We start from the raw sequence: 21,990 nt of genomic DNA on the forward strand, positions 1-21,990 counted from the left end.
CTCAGGCCCCTCGTCACCTTCCGTCCGTATTCTTCGCCCATATCGATTTTTCACCTCTTAATTTTATCACAGCACATGAGACCACTTGTGCATGACAAAGAAAACTTTATGCGCACCTTGCGCTCAATCGCATCCGCCAAGATATGGCCATACCGAACTCGCAGCAAAACAGCCTGCTCCGATGGGAGCAGGCTGTTCTAATTGTTTGATCTATTATTAAAGGTTAATGCAAGGCCGGATCATACTTCATCACAATCACTTTATCACCTAAGATGGAGTTCGTATTTGGTCTAATAATATAGTTCACATAGATGTTGTCGTTCCTGTCTGAGCTGATCTGTAACCACATAATTTCAGCTACGTTAGCTGCGGAGATGCCGGCATACTCTACGACGCTCCAGGAATTGTTCTCGAATTTCATCACCGTCACCCTGTTGCCGAGTGAAGCATCCAGATAAGCAACGTAAGGATTACCCTGTCTGTCGAAGGCGATATCCGCGATGAGCTTCCCACCATTCGTTTGGATCGGGAAATCAGCAATGCCTACAGGCACCCAAGCATTCTCCACATATTTCACCACGGTCACCTTGTTATCTTTCGTATTGACGATATAAGGTACGCCGCTCGGATCAAGCTTGAAGGATGCCCCATAATAACCGCCTGGAACCGGGGGAGTGCTGAGAGAGGTCTTGGCAAGATTCGCACCCTCGTATTTCACAGCGGCAGCTAGAACTCCACTCTGAATGGTGTAATACGTATAGAATAGATAAAGAGTCTCTACTTCTCCTTCGCCATCAGAGTCTTTGCCAAACGCGATGACTAGATTTTTAAAATCCCCAGTCCCTATACTATCTATTCTTTTCCATTGGCCATCTATTAACCTCACCAAGTATATGGTTTGATTGGTCGTACTGGCATCGACATAAGCCATATAAGGAGTGTTCCCCTCGTCGAACACAATCGACATATTTGTTCCGAAATGCGTTATCGTACTGCCTACGGTTTCCCAAGCTTCCCCATTATATCGATATACCACGGTTCTCCATGATGCATTAATACGAGCAACATAAGCAAAATAAAGGTTGTCCTGACTGTCTATGGAGAGAGTTACGTCTACTGAACTATTCTGAGCCTCAGGGAAGGTGCCTGGACCGCCAACGATCTGCCACTCGTCTGTCGCTCCCACATATTTCTTCACGAACACCTCTTTATTAAAGTTCAATACAGCAACATAAGGAGTGCCATTACTGTCGACAACGACGTTGGACTGGCTGGTCACAGCCAATTCTGACGTATCACCCAGTTCCAGCCACGATGTCATCGTCCACTTCGCGTACAGGGTAATATCTTCGGTCACCGCTGCCGAGAAGTCGTAGGTAATCGTCAACTCGGGATCGCTGTACCAACCACCGAACCGATACCCCACCCACTTCGATGCGGCAGGTGCCACAGCTTGTTCTCCAGGAATCACCGCCTGGCTCGTTATGGCTGGCCCGCCGTTGCCGTCGAAGCTCACCGTGTAGCTATTAAATGACCACTTCGCGTACAATGTGAGGTCAGCGATCACCTGTCTCTCCGTGAAGAGATAGGCTTCATTCAGTGCCTCGTCGCTGTACCAACCGATGAACGTATAACCGTCCTTCGTCGGTGCGGCAGGTGCCGCAGCCTTGTCGCCCTGTTCCACATGCTGGTCATCCACCAGCGATCCGCCGTTGCTGTTAAAGCGGACCGTGTAGATGGCCGTCCACTTCGCGTACAAGGTAAAGTTAGACGTCACCTGTGTCTCGAAGTCATAGGGTGTGTTCAGAACGGCATCCTTGTACCAACCGACGAACGTGTAACCGTTCTTCATCGGTGTGGCAGGGGCCGTAGCCTTGCCGTTATATTCCACCGGCTGGTTAGCCACCGCTGACCCGCCGTTACTGTTGAAGCTCACCGTGTAGCTGTTTATCGTCCACTTCGCATATAGCGTAAGGTTAGCCGTAATCGGTGTCGTCGAGAAGCTGAAGCGGCTCGTGCCCGTCAATTCGCTGTCAGTGTACCAACCTTCGAATGTATGGTTGCTCATCGTCGGTGCGCTAGGCGCCGTAGCCACGGCGCCGTCTTCCACCGTAAGGTTATCCACTACCGTGCCGCCGTTGCTTTCGAAGCTCACCGTGTAGCTGTCTTTTGTGGCAATCGTCCACTTCGCATACAAGGTGAGGTCTTCCGTCACCCTTTCTGTCTCGAAGTCATAAGCAATCTCAAAATCTATATCGCGATACCAACCGCCGAACACATAGCCTTCCAACGTCGGTGCGCCAGGCGCCGCAGCCTTGGCTCCTTCGTAGACCGTCGCGTCAGGTACCTGCGACCCGCCGTTGCTGTCGAAGCTCACCGTGTAGCTGTGCAGCCACTTCGCATACAACGTGAGGTCTTCCGTCACCTGTGTCGCGAAGTCGTAGGAGATCGTAAGCGCGCTATCACTGTACCAGCCGCCGAACACCCAACCGTCCTTCGCTGGTTCAGTCGGTTCGCTTACCGGCAAACCGTAGCCTACCGTCTGAGCATCCACCGCAGACCCTCCATTGCTATCGTAGCTCACCGTGTTGTTGTTCAGCGTCCACTGAGCGGTGAACTCGACATCGTGCGCGGGCATCGTTGTCGAAGGAGCAGGCGACCATCCTGTGAATGCATGCCCCTGCCAAGTCGGAGCGGCAAGGTACGATTGGATCGTTGCCCCAAGCGGTACGTTAACAAACTCAGTTGCTTTGCCGGAGCCATTGTAATTGAGCGTCATCTTGTAGCTATCGCGCTTATAGTACAGCTTCAGCACCGTTGTGCCTTTGCCCGTAATCAGAGCCTCCAGCACCGTTCCCGGTACGGTGTCATTGAAAGTAAAGCCCTCATAGGACTTGGTTGGATTCGTCAGGCTCGCCACAGTATCGGTTGTCCCGCGATACGATTCCGTATCCGCAACCGTATAGGTGTCGCTTCCGATATTCTGCAGCAAGTAGACGACCTGGTAAGACGTGTCCTCTCTCCCTGTCCACATTGCAGTATAGGTGGTGTCCGAAGCAGGCATCTCACTTGGAACGTCCGGCGACCACCCGGCGAACGTATATCCCTGTCTTGTCGGCACGGGTATACGAGCAGCGATATTCTTGCCTACTGCTTCCGTTAACGAGCTTCCAGGCGCACCCGCATAAGCCCAATTGAAGGTCATCGTTCGATTCATCGGGTAGTAATCAACCCTGACGACCGTCGAGCCGTCTCCCTTGATCGTGACACCGCTTAATGTACCTGTCGCATAGCCTTGGTCCTTAAACTTGTCGGAGCTGATCCGAATCTCCGTGCCGGTTGTTCCGGTCAAAGTCTGCGTTTCGACAGGCGACGTCGATGTCTTGGTGTTCGGGTCTATCAAATAATGCCGAACGGTATACGGCGTATCCGTGTTCGGGATCCAGTGCGCGTACAGATTCCAATCCGAGGCAGGCATACGACTCGGAATGGTCGCCTTCGTACCGCCGGAGGCAGTCCAGTACCAGCCGTCAAAGGTGTATCCCGGATATACCGGGTTGTTCAAGCTGATTTCCGCGTTATATGGGGCGGCGACAACCTCGGTCATGCCACCATTCTCCGGATGCAGTTGGAATATATAGTCGCCCACTCTGGCCAACCAATTCAACGGAATCTTGCGCGTGAGTGAATCTGACGAGTACGACAGCGGCGCCCCCTTCCAGGTGATGACCAGGTTGCCCTCGCTCACCTGAATATCCTTGTTCACCACTTCAATCTTCCCGGTATCCGCTCTATACCTGAAATTCCTGTTGTCCACCTGAATATCAAATCTCGAGCGGTCATACACCTGGGTATTCATCTCTCCAGTCTTCAAATCAAACGTACTCATCGTGAGCAGCGTCTGCGGAACAGAGATGGATGACGCGGAACCCGCCAAGTTCACTGTCGGCGCATCACCCTGCGAATAGGCAAAGTCGACAACTTGCTGCTGTTCCCCTACCGTGTACAGCGGCCATGTATTCTCGTACACCGGTATGCTGGCCGAGAGCAATCCATCGCCCAATTGTGCACCTATTGAGCTCTCCAGATAGATGCCAATCTCAACTAACAGAGCGCCTAAAGACCGAGATGTCTGCTTCCCATTCAGCTGCTTCACCTGATAGTAGAAGTACCCCCATAGATTCACATAAGCGCCGGGTTCTACGGATAACCCGATGCTATTCAGCTTGACACTTCCAACCCCTGCTTTGAGCTCCAGATGAATGCCCGCCCGCAATCCGAGCGTCCCCATAACATAGAAGGTGAATTGATAATTGCCGTCACCCGGCAAGCTTACGGTGCTACTCGATCCTGTGAGCCTAAGCACGTGCAGGGTAGCCGAGTAGCGCTTCGCCGTCGTATAGTTAAAATCCGCCCCGATCGTCAAGTTCACATTGGCTTTGACGACGAACTCTGCGGTAAAGTTGACTTCAACAATACCAAGCGCCACGCGCATGCTCTTGTCGACGAGCTCTTTCTTGATTAACGGAACCCAATCCGTTTCGTTCTCCATCATCTCTTGATACTGCGCCCTCAGCGACGCCTCGTCTACGCCGGTATCTTGCACGCCATCGATTAACGCTTGAATCTCGGTTGCGATGTCCCGCACATGACCTAGTATGCCGCCATTATTCGCTTTATCCCAGTCGTCCAACGCTTCCTGCAGCTTATCGTGTTCGACGGTGGCTATTTTCGCCGTAACGTTGATCCCGGTATAGCTGTAGGCATCCAGATTCGCGGTGACACGATAATCACTCGGGTAGGGTATGCAAAGAAACCATGCGCATGCCTCTCCCCATTCCGTCTCTCCATTTACGCCTAGCCCCAGGCTTATCTCCTCAAGGAAAGTACCGGTCATATGGATGACGAGGTCACTCTCCTCATGAATCCGAATGACAATATCGGCTCCCACTTGAAGCGAGGCGCTTACACCGGAGGTTTGGCCGGCAATATGCTGCAGCTTCGTGCCGAGTGAAGCGACGACGGTCAGATTCTCCACGCTGACATTGCTCTGGTCTGCCGATAGCATCTTCACTTCCATCTGTGATTTGAATTCATTCGTACTCAAAGCCAGAGCGGACAGATAGTCCGCAGCTTGATTGACGAATCCGCTGGCTGTCGCCTGCTGTTCAATCTGATCCTCAAGCTTCGCGATATCATCCTTCGACAGCAGCTGCTCGCCGTCAATCGCTTGCTGCTGATAGATGTCGAAGACATGCTTAATATCTTCCTCTGTGGCATCGGTATACGTAATGATATCCTTTTCCGCGTCGGGCACAATCGACGTAATGCGTCCATAACCGACCAGTTGGGAGCTTACATCCGTTAGTTCACCCTCATAGAAAGCGATAAAATCGCCCACATCGACGGTGGTGAGTTCACTCAAGCCTAGTGACGCATACTGGCTGTCGCTGTAGTTCATCGCGATATGATCTACCGTGATAGAGTGGTTATCCCGCTCTCCGTCCTCGTCTGCCTCTACGCTCACAGGCAGAACATCCGGCCTGAACAACACCTGCTTGGCATCCGCGTGATCATAGGTGTAGGTGCTGCCGTCAATTTCCGTAATCTGTACATAGGCGATAGCACCATCGGCGTCACCTGTTGTTTCTACCGTACGCTGATCGGGGCGAACCCCTTCATAGATGGCGACGGTATCGCCAACTTGAATCCCGACTGCACCGGTATACGTGAACGTTCCGCCGCTTGCATTCGCCGCAGCGAGACCGGTATCGCTGTCGCCCACCGTCGTCGTGACCACCGGAATCGCCGGCGAATCTACATCCGCGCCATTCAGCATCATATCCGAAACTTCTGCGAAGGGCAGATAAATCATATTCGGATTCAACGGGATATTCATGACTTCCTGCTTGGCGACGCTGAATACATAGATGCTCGTCGTCGCGTCTTGGCCTTGGAAAGACAGCTTATCGTCCGTCAACGTAAGCTGATAAGTATTGCCTTCTTCGAACCGACCGGTTGCAGACGCTATCGTGAAGAGTCCGTCCGCAGCGGTGACGGTAATCCCTGCGGAGTCCGGATTCGCGATATCTTCAAACGTCATACCCGCCTGTACCTCTGCTGCCGTCAGACTGCCGGTCGCATCGTTTACAGGGATGGTGAAGTCCGGTGCGACATTCAGCACCGAATAGCTGGGAATGTTCTGTACCGCATTACTAATGTTATCGATATACTTTGCATACAACCTCGTATCAGCGGCAATGGTACTGCCATTCGCAAAAATAAGAGAAAGCTCGCTATCCCTAAACCAACCTTGAAAAATATACCCTTCTTTCACAGGAGCAGGCAGATTACTTAGCGCTTCCCCTTGCCGTACCGTTCGGGCGTTAATCTCCGTGCCTCCGTTGCTCTCGAACGTAAGCGTATATGTAGAGGCATTAGGGGTAGAACCGCCTCCGTTCGTTCCTCCCCCGCTATTGCTTCCACCATTATTGCCGGGTTCAGATGTCGGCTTCGGTGTCGGTGCCGTTGGATTCTGATTTTTCCACGTCTGCACAACTTCGTTATTGCGCATGAAGAGAACAGCCGCTTCCGCACGAGTCGCTTGGACATGCGGATTGAAATTGCCATTCCCATCTCCGAGGAACAAACCTGCTTGCCACAGCTTGACGACCGCGTCAACCGCCCAAGAAGAAACATCGGCGAGATCCCCCGGCTTCGTGGTTACGCGATTGCTTGTTTGATAGGGAATCTGATAGCTTTCGAAATACCGCAAATTCAGCGTCGCCATCTGCTCTCTGGATACGATTGCGTCCGGAGAAAAGTTCCGACCGCCCGTTCCGGTGACAATCCCTTTCTTAGCCGCCCATTCTACATATGGCGCATACCAAATGCCCGGCTGCACATCGGCAAAGGTCGAGGTTGAATACTCGCTTACATCCACACCTGCCATTCGTCCAAGCGCCGTCACATACATGGCACGCGTCATCGTGCTCTGGGGCGAGAAGGTGCCAACGCCCGTTCCGCTGAATATGCCGTTCTTCTGGACATATTCGACCGCATCATAGAACCAGTCCGTTGGACGAACATCCTGGAACCCAGGTTCGGCCGCTATCACCGGCTGCGTTGGCAGTTCGGCCGCTATCACCTGCTGCGCCGGCAGTTCGGCCGCTGCCGCCTGTTGCACTGGCAGTACGGTCACCAACATGCTGATGACCAGCAACCATGTCAGAATCTGAGATTTCAACTTCCATACCCGCTTTGCTATCTTCTTCAAACCCATCCAACCCTTCCATTAGCTGCTATGAATCTCTTTTACCTCCATACCGCTTTCCCTATCAGATTAAAAACGGTATAGTCCTCCTTCGCTTCGTCCTTGTAAATATATGTAGATTTATGTCACTATTTTATCATCGTTAATAGGACCAATTGCGGAGTGTAAAGAAAACTTTAAATTCGCGTTTACTCGCACTTGCGTTAAGGAAGCGCAAGACCTGAAGGTTGTCTCGATCTGAAGAAAGTTTCCTATTGTCGCTCAGCTATTTGTAGGGCACTTTTCCCTTTAATGATGATAATATCTCGTATCGAACGCCATGAAGTTCACCTCCAAAGACGGGCTGGTGCAAATTGTGCTGGCTGCGGATGAGGTGAACCTTTCCCGTTGCGCGAAAATTAGCGTACAAAACTCTGGCACGGGTATTCCTCCAGACCAACTCGAGCAAATCTTTGATCGTAATTACAGGTATGATGGACTGAGCCCGGGGAATGGCGTAGAGGGAAGTGGGCTTGGACTGGGGATTTGCAGGAATATCGTCCGGCGCATGGAGGAACGGTTCGAGCGGAGAGCGACGGCAAGACGGGGTCAATTTTCTATGTATCGCTTCCTTGTATTGGAGTCTATGGCAGCGACACTTATATAACCAAGCGGTTCAATCCTGAGATGTAAGCGTCAAATCTGTGTCTAGTAACAACAAAGAAGGGCTCGTCGCCCCAATGTCATTAAGTTAAGGATCAAGTTCAGAAATTAAGGGCAAGAGCAGGTTATTGAATAGATAACCCACTCTTGCCCTTGAAAAAACCTGAAATACAACTTAACATGCAGTTAGAAATGTGTAGTGCAGCTTCGCTTTAAGAGATGGCTGACTGCGTATAGACATGAAAAAAACCATCATAGATAGACGTAGAACGTTTTGTTTTTCTACTATCTACTATGATGGGAGCATATCCGTTAAGAAATCGTCTTTTTCAAGCTATTCTAGGCTCTGTTCGAGCTCCAGCTTCTCAACAAACTTAATATCGGCAGGTGCAAAGCTGTATTCTTTCAGCTCCTCACGAGAAACACAACGATAATCATCATGATTGACTAAAATAATTTCCCCGCTTACATATGTCGCTTTATACGCAACTAGCCGAATATGAGTAGCCCCATAATAATGATCGTTCACGCCAAACCATTCATGGGGAAAAATCTCAATCTGCATTTCTTCCAGCAGCTCTCTGCGGAGACAGGTCTGCGTCTATTCTCCCTGCTCGATTTTCCCGCCGGGAAACTCTCATAGCCCTTCATGCCTCACATACTCCGCCTCCCCTAGAAAAATAAACGGCGACGTGAAGCTATGCTCTTCCTTGTATTCACGAACAAATATGGCGATACGGCTGCCCTCAGACTTTACATCGAGTTACTTTCCAATTACTGAATACTTAGGATCTTCCTATAATGTAGGCCAGGATTGCCTTAACATCCAGCTCATCCACAAATCCATCATTATTGAAGTCCGCTGCTGCCAATTGATCCGGTTCTAGTGTGATTTGTCCCTTCAGATACTTCACTAGCAACTGGGCGTCCGCAGACGATACGCTGCCAGAGCCATCAAGATCCCCTTTAACAATCTGGACGTAATAGGCTGTGTATGTGGTCTCCGCAGTGATTATCATCGCCTTCAACTCTTCGCTGCTCAGCTTGGTCACACCACCATCGTTGCTCCAGCCTATGAACCGATACCCACTATCTGGAGTAACAGTGGGTACAGCTACTGGCTTGGCTCCAACCTCAACGTCCTCGCTCTGTGCGCTGATTGTCCCATGATCGCCAGGCTGATAGCTCACCTTCAATAAATGGAGAGAAAGGACCGCTGTGTTCGAGATTAATTGCTGCCCGGAGGCACCGGTAATGATGACGCGATACAGATAACCGTTCATATTCTGTAATACCGGATTAATAGTCAGGCTGCTGCTTGTTGCTCCACTCACATCCGTAAAACCGTTACCTGTACCTGTCGTATCTACCTGCCATTGATAGGTAAGGCCACTGCCGCTAGCTGTTACAGAGAAGGTAGCAGCTGCACCAACATCCACCGGTGTATCTTCCGGCTGCTTAGTAATGCTTAAATCGGCTCCTACCTGGTACAATCCAGCATTACCGCCGACAAGCAGCTTCCCGTTTCCATATTGCATAGCACCAAAAGAAGTAGAAGTAATGTCACTGTCTGGTGTCGCGATGGATGTCCACGTAGTCCCGTCATCGGATGACATGAGCACGGTTCCGTTAGAACGCAATACATACACATTATTGTCTTCATCAACAGCTAGAGCGCGGTAATTGCTGCCTGAGGGCAATATTCTGGTTACTGTAGTGCCTACAAGCTTCCATACTCCGTCTGCCCCGGAAATATAAGTTGTCCCTCCGGCTTGAGCAAGGTCGCTAAAGTCCGTATCTGTAGAGCTCACCTGAATGGAATTCCAGGTAGAGCCTCCGTTAGTCGAATAGTAAATATTTTTTCTCAGATCTCCTAAGATGAATCGACTGTTAACCTGATCATATACAGCATTTATAATGCGAACGCCGCTGAAAGTATTTTTCGTCCATGCCTTCTCTTCTATATTCCCAGTGGATGAAGCTTGCCGATAGATGACATTGCTATTTCCAGCTCCCATTACAAAATTACTTCCGTCAGTAACAACGGGCCCAAGCAACAAGCTTTCCACTGGAAAGGCGGATGGAGTCCAACTGGAGCTGGTATTGGATGTATCATTCATGTAACCCAAGAAAGAAGTAGTCGTATAATCAAAAAAGTCTGTAGTCATGTTATATCCCGTCGCATAGGTTCTATCTCCAATAAAGGACAGGTTTGCCAGGCTAAAACTCTTGCTCGAACCGAAGGTATCCGAGCCAATGATTTTGGTCCATGTCTGCATATCCGTGGATTGGTGAGCGACATTATGGCCACCAGTCAATTGCGATTTGTAATAAAAGGTACCGTTGTTGAAATAGAGCTTCATCGGGGAACCTATGTTATCCTTGAGCAGCTTGTATTTATACTGCGGAGCCGTTGCTGAACCATCTGCTTGTACCTCGTCCTTGGAAAGCAACAAGCTGACCAGCAAGGTGGAGACCAACGACAGGCATAAAGCAACTCTTCCTACTTTTTTGAGCATAAATTGTTCTTTCTCCTCTCGATAATGCAAAAATGCATTCCATATTTCCCATGATGCAAGCAGAAATACCGCTTAAAGAACGTCTGCCAACGTATACAAACACAGGGGGCGAATTGCCCCCTGAACTGAACTAATCAAATCAGACCGGATTGCCGCAGAAGCCTTTGAACCATCGCCGCTACCTCGGCGCGAGTCATATGCTGCTTAGGTGCCAGCTCAGCAGAGCCTCTACCGGATACAATGCCTGCCTGCACGCTGTCGGCTACACCGTCTTGTGCCCAGGTCGATACGGCTGTTGCATCCTTGAACGAATCGAGTACGGCGGTTGTGGATGTGGTCACAGAAGATTGCTTGTCCTTGAGTCCCGTCAACTTCATCGCCTTCGCCAGCATGACCATCGCCTGCTCACGCGTAATCTTGTCGTTCGGACGGAATGTACCATCTTCATATCCACCAACCAGTTCGTATGCTTGTGCTGTGCTGACTGCCTTGCTATACCAGTCCGTCTGCTTCACATCCGAAAATGCTGTTTCTCCCTGCTCGAAAGCAAGTCCCAGCCCCCGTACAAGAATGGCCGCAAACTCCGCACGGGTGATGTCGCGATTCGGACTGAACTGCCCATCGCCAGTCCCTTCAATAATCATCCGTGACCCCAAATCATTTACAGCGGACTGTGACCAATGCGAAGCCACATCGTCGAACTCCACCGGATGCCATACAACGGAATAGGTGCTGTTAGTCAAACTGTTAATTTGAGCATAATAGGTTCCACCATCATTCACGACCTTCGTCGGTACATGCCGCACGCTGCCGTCTGGAGCAACCACGACACCTGTCGTGATCTTGTTCGGATCGACTCCAGCCGGAATCACGATGCTCCGCTGCACGTAAGCATTGAATTTCGACACTTCAACAGTAGTATCTCCATTCACGGCCTTCACTGTAAATTCAATCGGCGGCACCTCGAAAGTGAACGAGCCTTTCGCAGCTGTATCCTCTAATACCTTCAGCATACTTGCTGTTGTCGCAGCGATTTCAATGTATATTTTTATATCCTTCAGTGCAACTGATCTGCCCATTTTCTCCGTAATGGCATCAATCTGGATTTGACTTGCAGGGAGCGTATACGTGGCCTGAGGGGTCCTGAGTTCGACCACCGCCTGCTTGCTTTCCATGTTCTTGACCATTTGACCGTTCAACTCGCCAATTATTACATCCGAGCTTGTGCTGACCGGGATCGTGATGACCGCTCCCTGGCCTTCTGCTGCAAGCCTTTGCTCCAGCTTCTGCGGATCAACCTGAATGGTTATTACCTTCTGGCCGCTGCGATCGCTTGTGACCACCGTCCCCGCTTGCTCAGCCTTGCCATTGACTAGAATCTCCACGCCACTGGCAGCCTGGGGCGGCGTTGTCGTTACAGGCGTACCGCTACCACCACTGGTGCTGCTGTAAGGGTTCACTGCATTGGATACAGCTGAAGCGGCGCTTGCCCCGATTGTATTCACAGCTTTTACCGTGAACGTATAGCTTGTTCCATTGGTCAAACCAGTCACGACGATTGGACTTGCCATTCCCGTCACAACAACTCCGCCCGGCTCGGCAGTAACCTCGTAGCCAGTAATCGAGCTGCCGCCATCGCTTGCCGGTGCTGTGAAGCGGACCGTTGCTTGTCCATTTCCCGCAATAGCTGTCACGTTCGTTGGCACTCCCGGAACGGTTGCAGGCGTCGGTGTGTCAGGTCCTGAACCACCTCCAGCGCTTGGAGTTGCACTCTGCTGTACCGAAGCCTCGCTCAGCCCATGAGCATTGCCTGCTTTGACCGTAAAGTAATAAGTTTGACCGTTGCTCAGATTATTGACCGTGTAGACAGAGGTCGCTACACTCGCGATCTTCTGTTCACTATATCCCTCTGGCTCTGTCGCCATGTAAATGTTGTAATATGTCGCTTCTGTTACTGTAGTCCATTCCAGATAAGCCTGACTGTCTCCTCCAACTGCTGTCAGTCCTTGTGGAACAGCAGGTACGTCCAAATTTCCAGACGACGGCGAGACTGTTACTTTACCGGGATTCAGTGTCTTCTCCATCTCATTTGCCGAAGCATCTGTGACACTAAATTGATTCAAGTCTGACGTCTGCACGGTCAGAGCCTTCTGTCCATTTGTCGCCTCGCTCTTGATGAGGAAGCTCACCGTGAACAGCTCGTCTCCAGCCATAATCGGCGTATCTCCACCGTCACTGTCTACCCAGACCGTCTTGAGCCAGCCTGATGTATTATTATAATTGGAGTCGAAGTAGTCGCCCGCTGCACCTTGAATATCCGTCACTTCCAGGGCGCCTGCATCAAAGTCTATTCGCAGCATGTAGGAGCCGACTCCAGAAATCTCGCTAACGGCTCTTACCGAAACATTGACTGTCTCACCCGGCGCTCCGGCTATACTCCCAATGCCGATCGTTACTGTATGACGCTGCCATTTGGCATAAAGTGTCGTGTTCGCCTTAACTCCTGCTGAGGAGAAATCCCAGGCCGATGTCCCTTCCGGGTCGGTATACCAGCCCATGAAGCTGTAGCCTTTCCTGATCGGAGCGGGCGGCTCGCTGATGGTTGCTCCGCTGTTTACATCGATGACGCTCTCCACCAAGCTGCCTCCTTGTGAATCGAAGGCCACTGAATACTTCGCTGCTGTGACCGTAATGCTTCCATTAGAAATATAGATTGAATCGGATGGATCATTACCTACATAATTCGTTACATTTACCATTAAATCACCAGGCAGTACACTTTCTTTGATTCTGAAGTTCAGTGTAGCAATCTTGGTCTTCTCCAAAATTACTGTATCTGCAAGAAGTGCATTGAAGTGAATGCTGCCTGTTGTGCTGCTATCAATTGTGTAGGTCTCTATACTGCTTACATGAAGCTCGTCATCCACTGACAGCAATTCAAGTGAACTGGCATCGTATTCGAGCGAGAAATCAAATTTATAAATAAGGTCTTCCGGCTCGGTAAACACTGCCATACTTACTGTATCGCCCGGCTTGCCCTCCGTACTGCTCACTTCAATGGCAGGCAGATTATCTGTACCCGAGGAACTTCCGGCTCTAACCGTCGGACTGACGGACAGCACCAGACAAATAACCAGCAAGAGGGATATCCATCTTCTCCAGCCCGCCAAATTTCGCTCCTTCATCTCATAAAATTTCATGTGCTCAACCCTTTCCTGAAATAATCGCCAAGATTGCCTTGACATCCTTGTCATCACAATACCATCGCCAATAATATTCTCTGCTTCCAATTCCCATCTGCCAGATCAAGCTTCATGACAAATATGTTGTAGTTGTTAGTAAAAGCAATATAGGACATTCCAGCCTCGTCTATATCCAGTCCAGCATTTATAACCCATTGTCGGCAGAGGATCCAGATTCCTGAGGGGTATCCGGCCATGGCCCTCGCTATACTTCATTACAACGACATTCAGCGCGTCACTTACATTCTGAAAAGTCACATAGGATGTACCATCCTCTTCTTTCTTTTGTTCAATCACAAAATCTACAAGCTTTTTTATCTCTCCTGCAATGTGCGTATGCCCCCACAGATCATCATACTTTTGTCCCCTTCCTTTTAGCCTAGTATAAAAAATCGCACCTTAAAAAAACCTTAAAAATCGACATAATTCCACAACATGTTGCCTTCACAAAGAACGCATACAAGCCAAATTATATGAATCTTCACATGAACAATGATCTTGATCAGTCGTTTTCTCCTGCAAAAAAACAAGTCATAACCACCGACTAAGCGGTGGTTATGACTTGTTTTAAAGGTAAATGTGGCCGTTTCACATCCATTTCACATCAACAAACCATGTACAGGAAATACAAATTATCCTTCATAACCCTCTGCTTCATAATAAGGATTTGAATCATGTTCAAGGCATCTTTTTACAACATGTCGTTTTACATCTAATGAAATTGGACTCCTTTTAGACATTGCAAAAACCCCCATCATGGTAGCAGTAGAAGTTTTGTTTTTTCTACTATCTACTATGATGGGAGCATATCCGTTAAGAAATCGTCTTTTTCCATCTATTCTAGGCTCTCTTCGAGCTCCAGCATCTCAACAAACTTAATATCGGCTGGCGCGAAGCTATATTCTTTCAGCTCCTCACGACGAACCCAACGATAGTCATCATGATCGACTAAAATAATTTCACCGCTCACGTATTTGGCTTTAAACGCGATTAGCCGGATATGAGTAGCACCATAATAATGGTCATTCACACCAAACCATTCATAGGGAAAAATCTCGATCTGCATCTCTTCCAGCAGCTCTCTGCGGAGACAGGCCTGCGCCGATTCTCCCTGCTCGATTTTCCCGCCAGGAAACTCCCATAGCCCTTCCTGCGATTTTCCTTTTTTGCGCCGAGCGATTAAGAGCTGATTCTGTTCATTGCTTATAATAGCCGCAGCCACCTCGAGCAATCCAATTACCTCCTCCTAAACAATGGCTTTATTCGCTGCCGGCACTAAGGCAGGAGGCATTTCCTTCTTCAAGCGCCATACAAAGCTCATCGGCTTATTTCCTTCGTGTCTAACATATTCCACTTCTCCTAAAAACATAAACGGCGACGTGAAGCTATGCTCTTCCTTGTATTCCCGAACGAATAAGGCAATGCGATGGCCCAACTGCTTATGATGAATATATCTTTGAGCGGTTTTCGTCTCCTCCGAGATGCGGCTTTGGGTCTGCCAATGGAACAAACGCTCGTTGATCGCATAGTCTTCGTACAGGGTGGACGGCGAAAAATCCTTATCTGACTTATTGAGCGTAATAAAGAAAATATCCGTGCCCTTGTCCTCCAAATACTTCACGCCTTCACGTAAGCTTGGCGCCTTATGCTCGTTCCAAACCCCAAAAGCCGCTAATATTTGATTAGTCGAGTACCTGCAATGCAAATCCAACGGACACGCGTATGGAAAAGCATTGGACTCGTCAACGAAATTTATATGCTTCATATTGTAGGATAAAATATCAATGATTTCTTCCCGGAAGGCTGGGCAGGAAATAATGAATTGAATACCCTGTTCCATACTTGTAAAGCCTTGCTTGCTAGGCTCAGATGAATAGAACGTGTAGTAGAACAGATTCAGCATGAGCTGCTCTTCTTCTGTAGCCGCGATTTTTTCACCAGATAGGTAAGCAATGAGGAACTTTAATAGCCTACGCGAGTTAAGGCTTAGCAAGGCAGGCAATCGTTTGACTAAGTGATCCTCCTGCTCCATTTCAAAAGCATCTAGAACCTCTGCTTCCACCATCAAGCCTCGAAAGGAACGTTTTCCTGTTCTCCCGCCATAAAGCTCATGTAAGGTCATTCCATGATAATGGACAAAATTCTCAAGGCTCAGCTCAAGTCCTGTGTCCCCTTCAAAATATTTCAGCTTAAAAATAAGACTTCTTCTGTTTATCGTTGCCTGCTTCAAATTATGTAGAATGAAGGTTTTGGCGAGCTTCTCTAGCTGAATAAAGCTGCCCTTCGGCAGACTCGAAAAACCATGCTCTACATAATGCTGGACAGAATGCTTCGTTTTGCCCAATATCGCTCGAAACTTATCTTGAAAATTGTAGTCCTTATGCGATTGGCCAATAAAGTCGAGAACCGTCAAGCATTCCTTCCCTTAGTGCGTGACTTTTAAAAAGATATATCCTTATATTAACATAGATGTATAGAACAAAAGAAAAAGAACAGTCCATCGTCTGAACAAAATGTACTTGAACTAATTAGCTGTTGTATCCTACTCTTGTGATATATAACTTCATTGCAATAAAAGCTTTAACCAACATGTTTCTCAAAACACTTTGTCTCTTATTCAACGCTAATGACCTAATGGTTATTGGTTTTTTTACAATATTATAGTATAAAGGGAATAGGTATATTGGTTCACTTAACTTTTTCAAGAGAAATAGATTGTCGGAGGAATGATATTTATGCCGTATTTACTTCAAATTACAAGTAGAACTGATATTACTGCAACTTACTGGGATGAGTTGCTCGTCAACCACGAAAGAATATTGGAGAATTACTCTGAAGATGATAAAACAGCATTCACTTCTTTACTTACAGCAACGGATATGAATGCCTTACAATTAATCATTAAGTTATCCGACTTCGACGATGAACAAAAATGGAAACAGAATCTGAAAGAAACACCGGAATTTTTAGATTTTCTTTATTTAAAAGATTTTCTAAGAAGAAAGAAAAGAGCGGTTGAGGAAGTTTTCAGATGTAAAGTACCGGAGTATGCTATTCCATCCGTAACTCCATTAATTAAATTAATCCATCTGTTCTATACAAACCCATCATGGCTGTTTGAGGTTCTTGTACTTCATGATTGGAGAAGCAAGGCTTCAGGTGATCTTTACGTTGCTGATTCTGATAAAAATTTTCCTGATATAAGAAGCAAACTGAGCAATGACCACAACTATCAAAAAAAACTTGTAGATACTATGTACAAAAATTCCGGTCGCAGTAGTGATTACAGAATTGTCGCACACTGTGATGCTGGTGAAAAACAATCGATCTATCTTGTTTATAAAAAGATGAAAGATACAAAGAAGCCTGGCTATGACCAGAACAAGCGGATAAAAGATCGCGATCAAATATTATTTGCAGTCGATAATAATGATAAAACATTAGAGATCAAGGCAACAAATACTGATGTTAAAGGGGTAAAAAAATATTTCGATGAGCAGTTTAACACCATTTTGCGCAAAATGGAGAACAAACTTTTCACTGATTATAGCTCAGATGATATTATTCAACTTTTTAGGGATGGTACTTCTGTTGTTGCAGAAAATCCTGAGGATTTCTTCATTGAGTCTATTACATTCTCTAATTCATTACTAATTAAGTCACCTGATATCATGCTACAACTCAAAAATAGCGATATCTGGCCCAGTGTAAATGATGCTTTCAAAAGAGGAATCATTGATCTCTACAGTCTTAAAGATATTAAAAAAATTGGTTTTCGTTCGGAAAAACATACTAAATCGATTCGATCAATCGTGCTTGAAGATGGCAATGTGGTTTTCAAGCTTAACGATAGCAGTTTAAGTGAAACTACTAAAAGAGCAATTAAAAATAAATTTTTAAAAAAGTTCGGTTTTCCGCTTAACCAACCTGTGCAAAATAAATTTGATGGTGGCCAAGCATTTAAAGTTGATCAAATTTTCAGATTTGCTCACACTGATCAATTCACTGATGAACATAAACATATATTTGCTGAGTTGAAAGCCTCTCTATTGATTGATTCAATTGAAGAGAGTAGTTTTAACTGCTCACAATGTAGCTTTACGACCACAGATTATGATTTTTTTTCAGAATATGTTAGAGAAGAAGGCTTGATATGCCCTGAATGTGAGGAATTGGTGAACCAACTCACAATAAAAGAATTAATTCCAAACAGAGACAATATTGAAAAGTATGTGTATCGCCTGGTTGATGACTTTGTTACTCAACATAATCTCTGTGATAATTCAAATTTTTCTAAACAAACTTTCCAAAATAGAGAATTTATTTTTAAGCGCTTCTTTTACAATAATCGCCCTTATCAACTATTGGTTACAGATAGTTTGCTAACTAAAAAGACACTAGAGTGGATCGAAAGAAAGCTGACCCCTACTATTATCATATGCTATGGAATTGATAAACAGACAAGTGATCGTTTTACTCTTGAAACGATTGAACAGACAACTCTAGGCGAAATTTATGTTCACCATGGGAAAGATCAATTTCATAAAATGATGGAAACGTATCTAAACGACTTAGAAAAACGTATTCATCACCAAGTTGTTACTGCTGCCATGAAGGCGGCCAAAAATCTTTCCTACATCGGTGATAAAACAAGCGATCTTAAAGAGTTTTATGATGAGGATATGCTTGAAGATGATGTTTTTACTATACTTAAGCTTTTATTTCCTAACTCTGAAAAGTGGGGGAAAGAATATTCTGGCCGTGCTGTTCCTGAAGGAATTTTCGCCCTGCAATATAAGGAGGATACCGGGGCAAGGTCCCTTGAAATTAAGCATGGGTTTACTTATGATTGTAAATTCACTTTAAAAAGCTCAGGTTATATTCTAGGTGCCTCCGAAAATCGTAAAGGTTTACATTATATAAAGCTATTAAATGAATTAATAGATATTTCATGTTACTGTACTTCAAGAGAAATAACTTCTCATATTTTTATTGGTAACAAATTTAGAGATAGACAAGCACGAGCAATGGCTGAATTTATACGCAAGGAGATTGTTAGTGGGCATTATACAAAACCTGTGTTCATAAACTCCAAAGACCTTGCCTACCTATATAATCAATATGTTTATAACAAGGATAAAATTGATAAAATTCCTGATATTTTTCATAAAATATTGGCTGAAATATTCTCGACCGATGATGTCATTATAACCAAGGAATATATTGATGAGAAGCTTGAGGATATTGAAATTGCAGCGAGGAGTTACTCAATCTTGGACACCGCGACAATCACAAAGAAGTTAACACGCAGGAAAAAATAGGTATTCAATTAATTTGAGTAAAATGGTATAATTGCACTATAACAGGAACACATGTTCTTGTTATAGTGTTTTTTTAGGAGGTATACTATGCCAGGGCTAACGGTGAGTGAACAAATCTTCAATGTTAAACCAGACTCATTTATTAAGGAGCACATCACCCTTCTATTAATCCAACAGTTCAACAAAAGTCATAAATCGGAGAGCTCAAATGGATTAGTAGCTTTCTGTTTTTATTTTGACAATGCTTTAATGATATCATCAAGCAAAAAAGGCGAAATATATTCTTATATACAAATGAAATACGATTCGATGCTTCCTGACTCATTTTTACAGTCATTTTATTCGCACACTTATCTTCTTCCGCACCATTGGCAAAAATGGCTAGAGGATTCACGCTTAGATTTAATTCGAAAAGAAATATCCCAATCTCTAAACTTTAATAGATTAAAAGTAAGCTATAGCTTTTATGAAAATCTGTTCTGCTGGAACTGGAAAAATCATGAGGAAATCACTTTTAGAATGAATAACTCTTTTGTATTCGACGGTATTATGTTCTAACAAGCCTTTTCATTCGACAGATTGTCAAGCTAATTGCGACACGTCAACTTGAAAAGCTTCGTATGCGGTTTTCCATCCTAGACACTTTAGAGAGCGATTATTAATAAGGAACAAAGTCCACGCTAACTCCTCTTCTGTAGCATCTGCGAAATCATAGCCCTTTGGAAAGAACTCTCTTATCAGTCCGTTCGCATTTTCATACGTGTCTCGTTGTCCGAATGAATAAGGAATGGAGAGATCGTCCCGATGCCACAATAGGCATCAATGACGGTTTCTTTGCTGCTCAGACCTACGTACTTCACGGTTTTAACATACAGTACTTCCGTCTGCACCGGATTGACTTGATAGAACGAACGCGGGAAGATGGAAAACTGTACAAATAACATTTAATACCCTTTAACTTATTATTCCTTCACCAATTGCTTTTTCATATAATAGATTTAACACTTTGCTTTGCTTCTCAGATGGAGCCCCTAAAGAACCTAACGCCATTTTTTCTAAAATATCCATCTGAAATCGTGTAACATTACTGACTGATTGATATTTTTTGAAATGTTCAAGCATTTTTATCCACACCTGTCTCTGCATGTTCACAACAAGAATCTGAACCTCTATACCACTCGTAAGCTTTTTCTCTTTCCTTGCTTCACGCTTAATATATTTGCTCTTTTCCTTTTCAACTAAAAGTGATTTGTCTAGTTCTATACAAAGATCAAGTTTCTTTATTCTTTCCCAACATTCACGTTTCTTACACCACTGTGCTATATTTGCTGAACCGCCTGGTGGATCAGTGATGGAGTCATAAACTTTCTCTGTTATGGCATTGATAATAGGTACTAACTCTATTGGAAGTTGCTGTTCTTCCCAAATCAAATTAAAATTAAAGTGGCTTTCTGCTTTTTCTGCTAGCTGTGACAGATAAGCAATAGTGTAGGTAACTGTCTGTGCGCGGAATCCTCCGTCATACCAGGAGGCGTTTGAAATCATCTTCTCTACATTTTTAAACAGAATAATACGTGCTACAGCATCTTTATAATAGCTTTCGGTGATAGCAAGATTATCTTTCTCAAGCCACTCTGTGATGTAATTTGCGAAAGAAGCAAAGCTATACTGTGCCCCTTTGGAAACAACATCTGGCCTTTTAAGCCAAGAATTTTCACTCTTAGATAAAAAGGTTTTGTCAATGAGTTGAGATTTCGGATTTTCGAGCTGAAACTTAGTTTTTTCTGCTTTTGTCAAGTATACCTGTTCGTTAAGGTATTCTCCCCTTACCCTTTCATAAAACCAATGTGTTCTGCGTTGTGATCCTGCTACACTTGGAGCCCACAAACGCTGTGAATTGCTTTTCATTTCTTTATGATATGGATTATTAGAGAAAAAGTCAGACTTATTCACCTTATTTTGAGTATTGGCATATTCCGACACTTTCGATATAAAATCATACTGTTTTTCTTTGTCTTTAACTACTGATAATTTCATTTGTACTGTTACTTTAGATACATCTAGTTTAGAATTTTTCTTAGCCGCATAAATAGACGATGTCGTTTGGGCTCCATTCACAATTTGAAAATCTATAATTTTACCGATATTTCCCTGTTCATCAAACTCTACTTCACTGGCTGTCGCAGTGATTCCATTGTTGTAAGCAAAGAACAATTCAGGATTGTATTCGATCGTATTTCGAATTCCTTTGTTTACGCCGCCTTTAAATTGGAGAAAAGTTCTGACATTTTGCTCAAAAAGCTTCTGTCCGAATTGATCATAGATCCCTACAAGATCATCACCTGTCAAGAATGAAAGATAAGACTGATACTCTTCAGCGCTGGTCGGAATCTCCAGGCAGGGCAGTTTGACGTTCACTTCAAAGTTATTGTCTGTATACTCTGAAAGATTGATCTTATAAATATATTCTATATCAATAACTCTTAAGTCAGTAGGGATATCATCGATTCTCTCTGAAGGCAACTCGCTTAGAGTCCTGGTCATCTTCCCATCTGTTAATACAATTAATTTAATCTTGCTTATCTTCTTGATTTGAGCGTAATGATAGATGTTATAAGCCATAGAGTACGCATCTGAGGTTTCTTCCATCTCTCTGTGAAGCCCTCTCAGGCTTTTCTGCACAAAAGCTCTCAGCCTCTTAAACTTCGTTGTAATCTGCGTCTTATTGAGTGTCTCGATATAATCTTCCTGGAAAAACTGATGGACCAACACTATGAGCATCTCTCTAGTCTCGTCATAATCATAACCATGAACTTCGATGCCAGTCTTTGTATAATCCGCGGCTGTGTAGTCGCTAGTAAGCTCCCCTATGCTGACTAAAGTCTCGCATGTATTTTCAAAAAAAGCCTGACTCCGCATTAATCCCCTGCTCTCCGCGTCGACTAAAATGCTTTGCAAAAAGTCTTGATGGAATTCCTCTAAACTAATCATAT

Annotated in this window: 9 protein-coding genes and 3 pseudogenes; 3 read left to right on the forward strand and 9 right to left on the reverse strand. The window is 45.5% G+C overall.

The features are described from left to right. Nucleotides 1–223: 223 nt before the first annotated feature. A complete protein-coding gene (locus ACSR9A_RS07660) occupies nucleotides 224–7,246 on the reverse strand; it encodes an InlB B-repeat-containing protein (RefSeq protein WP_473756498.1) in 7,023 nt (2,340 codons plus the stop codon). A 346-nt stretch (nucleotides 7,247–7,592) separates the two neighbouring features. Between ACSR9A_RS07660 and ACSR9A_RS07665 the strand changes: the two genes are divergently transcribed. Beyond that, nucleotides 7,593–7,919 (forward strand): ATP-binding protein, encoded by a 327-nt coding sequence (locus tag ACSR9A_RS07665; RefSeq protein ID WP_473756499.1) that lies wholly within the window; start codon nucleotides 7,593–7,595, stop codon nucleotides 7,917–7,919. Between the two features lie 330 nt (nucleotides 7,920–8,249). On the opposite strand, the gene ACSR9A_RS07670 is transcribed toward ACSR9A_RS07665, so the two are convergent. The 5 genes and pseudogenes from ACSR9A_RS07670 to ACSR9A_RS07690 form a co-directional block, all read right to left on the reverse strand. Then, on the reverse strand, nucleotides 8,250–8,480 hold the full coding sequence (locus ACSR9A_RS07670; protein WP_473756500.1) for an NUDIX hydrolase: 231 nt from the start codon (nucleotides 8,478–8,480) through the stop codon (nucleotides 8,250–8,252). A gap of 220 nt (nucleotides 8,481–8,700) precedes the next feature. Beyond that, nucleotides 8,701–10,434: a dockerin type I domain-containing protein gene (locus ACSR9A_RS07675; protein WP_473756501.1), complete on the reverse strand. Its 1,734-nt coding sequence runs from the start codon at nucleotides 10,432–10,434 to the stop codon at nucleotides 8,701–8,703. 134 nt (nucleotides 10,435–10,568) lie between these two features. Then, nucleotides 10,569–13,634 carry an S-layer homology domain-containing protein gene (locus ACSR9A_RS07680; RefSeq protein ID WP_473756502.1) on the reverse strand — a complete coding sequence of 1,022 codons (3,066 nt, stop codon included), beginning with the start codon at nucleotides 13,632–13,634 and terminating at the stop codon, nucleotides 10,569–10,571. A gap of 877 nt (nucleotides 13,635–14,511) precedes the next feature. Beyond that, nucleotides 14,512–14,898: a (deoxy)nucleoside triphosphate pyrophosphohydrolase gene (locus tag ACSR9A_RS07685; protein WP_473756800.1), complete on the reverse strand. Its 387-nt coding sequence runs from the start codon at nucleotides 14,896–14,898 to the stop codon at nucleotides 14,512–14,514. Nucleotides 14,899–14,922: 24 nt separating this feature from the next. Continuing rightward, nucleotides 14,923–16,101: pseudogene (locus tag ACSR9A_RS07690) on the reverse strand (DUF3427 domain-containing protein); the annotation flags it as partial. A 310-nt stretch (nucleotides 16,102–16,411) separates the two neighbouring features. Between ACSR9A_RS07690 and ACSR9A_RS07695 the strand changes: the two are divergent. Together ACSR9A_RS07695 and ACSR9A_RS07700 are read left to right on the forward strand one after the other, a co-directional pair. Next, the gene (locus tag ACSR9A_RS07695) at nucleotides 16,412–18,997 is read left to right on the forward strand and encodes a hypothetical protein (RefSeq protein ID WP_473756503.1); all 2,586 of its coding nucleotides are present in this window, start codon (nucleotides 16,412–16,414) and stop codon (nucleotides 18,995–18,997) included. An 87-nt stretch (nucleotides 18,998–19,084) separates the two neighbouring features. Next, nucleotides 19,085–19,555 (forward strand): hypothetical protein, encoded by a 471-nt coding sequence (locus ACSR9A_RS07700; RefSeq protein WP_473756504.1) that lies wholly within the window; start codon nucleotides 19,085–19,087, stop codon nucleotides 19,553–19,555. A 24-nt stretch (nucleotides 19,556–19,579) separates the two neighbouring features. Here the strand turns inward: ACSR9A_RS07700 and ACSR9A_RS07705 are convergent. The 3 genes and pseudogenes from ACSR9A_RS07705 to ACSR9A_RS07715 all read right to left on the reverse strand — a co-directional run. Continuing rightward, a pseudogene (locus ACSR9A_RS07705) lies at nucleotides 19,580–19,783 on the reverse strand (IS30 family transposase); the annotation flags it as partial. Next, nucleotides 19,768–19,932, reverse strand: a pseudogene (locus tag ACSR9A_RS07710) (23S rRNA (uracil(1939)-C(5))-methyltransferase RlmD); the annotation flags it as partial. The pseudogenes ACSR9A_RS07710 and ACSR9A_RS07705, both read right to left, overlap by 16 nt. Before the next feature lie 19 nt (nucleotides 19,933–19,951). Beyond that, nucleotides 19,952–21,988 carry an AIPR family protein gene (locus ACSR9A_RS07715; RefSeq protein WP_473756505.1) on the reverse strand — a complete coding sequence of 679 codons (2,037 nt, stop codon included), beginning with the start codon at nucleotides 21,986–21,988 and terminating at the stop codon, nucleotides 19,952–19,954. Nucleotides 21,989–21,990: the final 2 nt, after the last annotated feature.

It is taken from the genome of Paenibacillus sp. R-74696 (genome assembly GCF_055814915.1).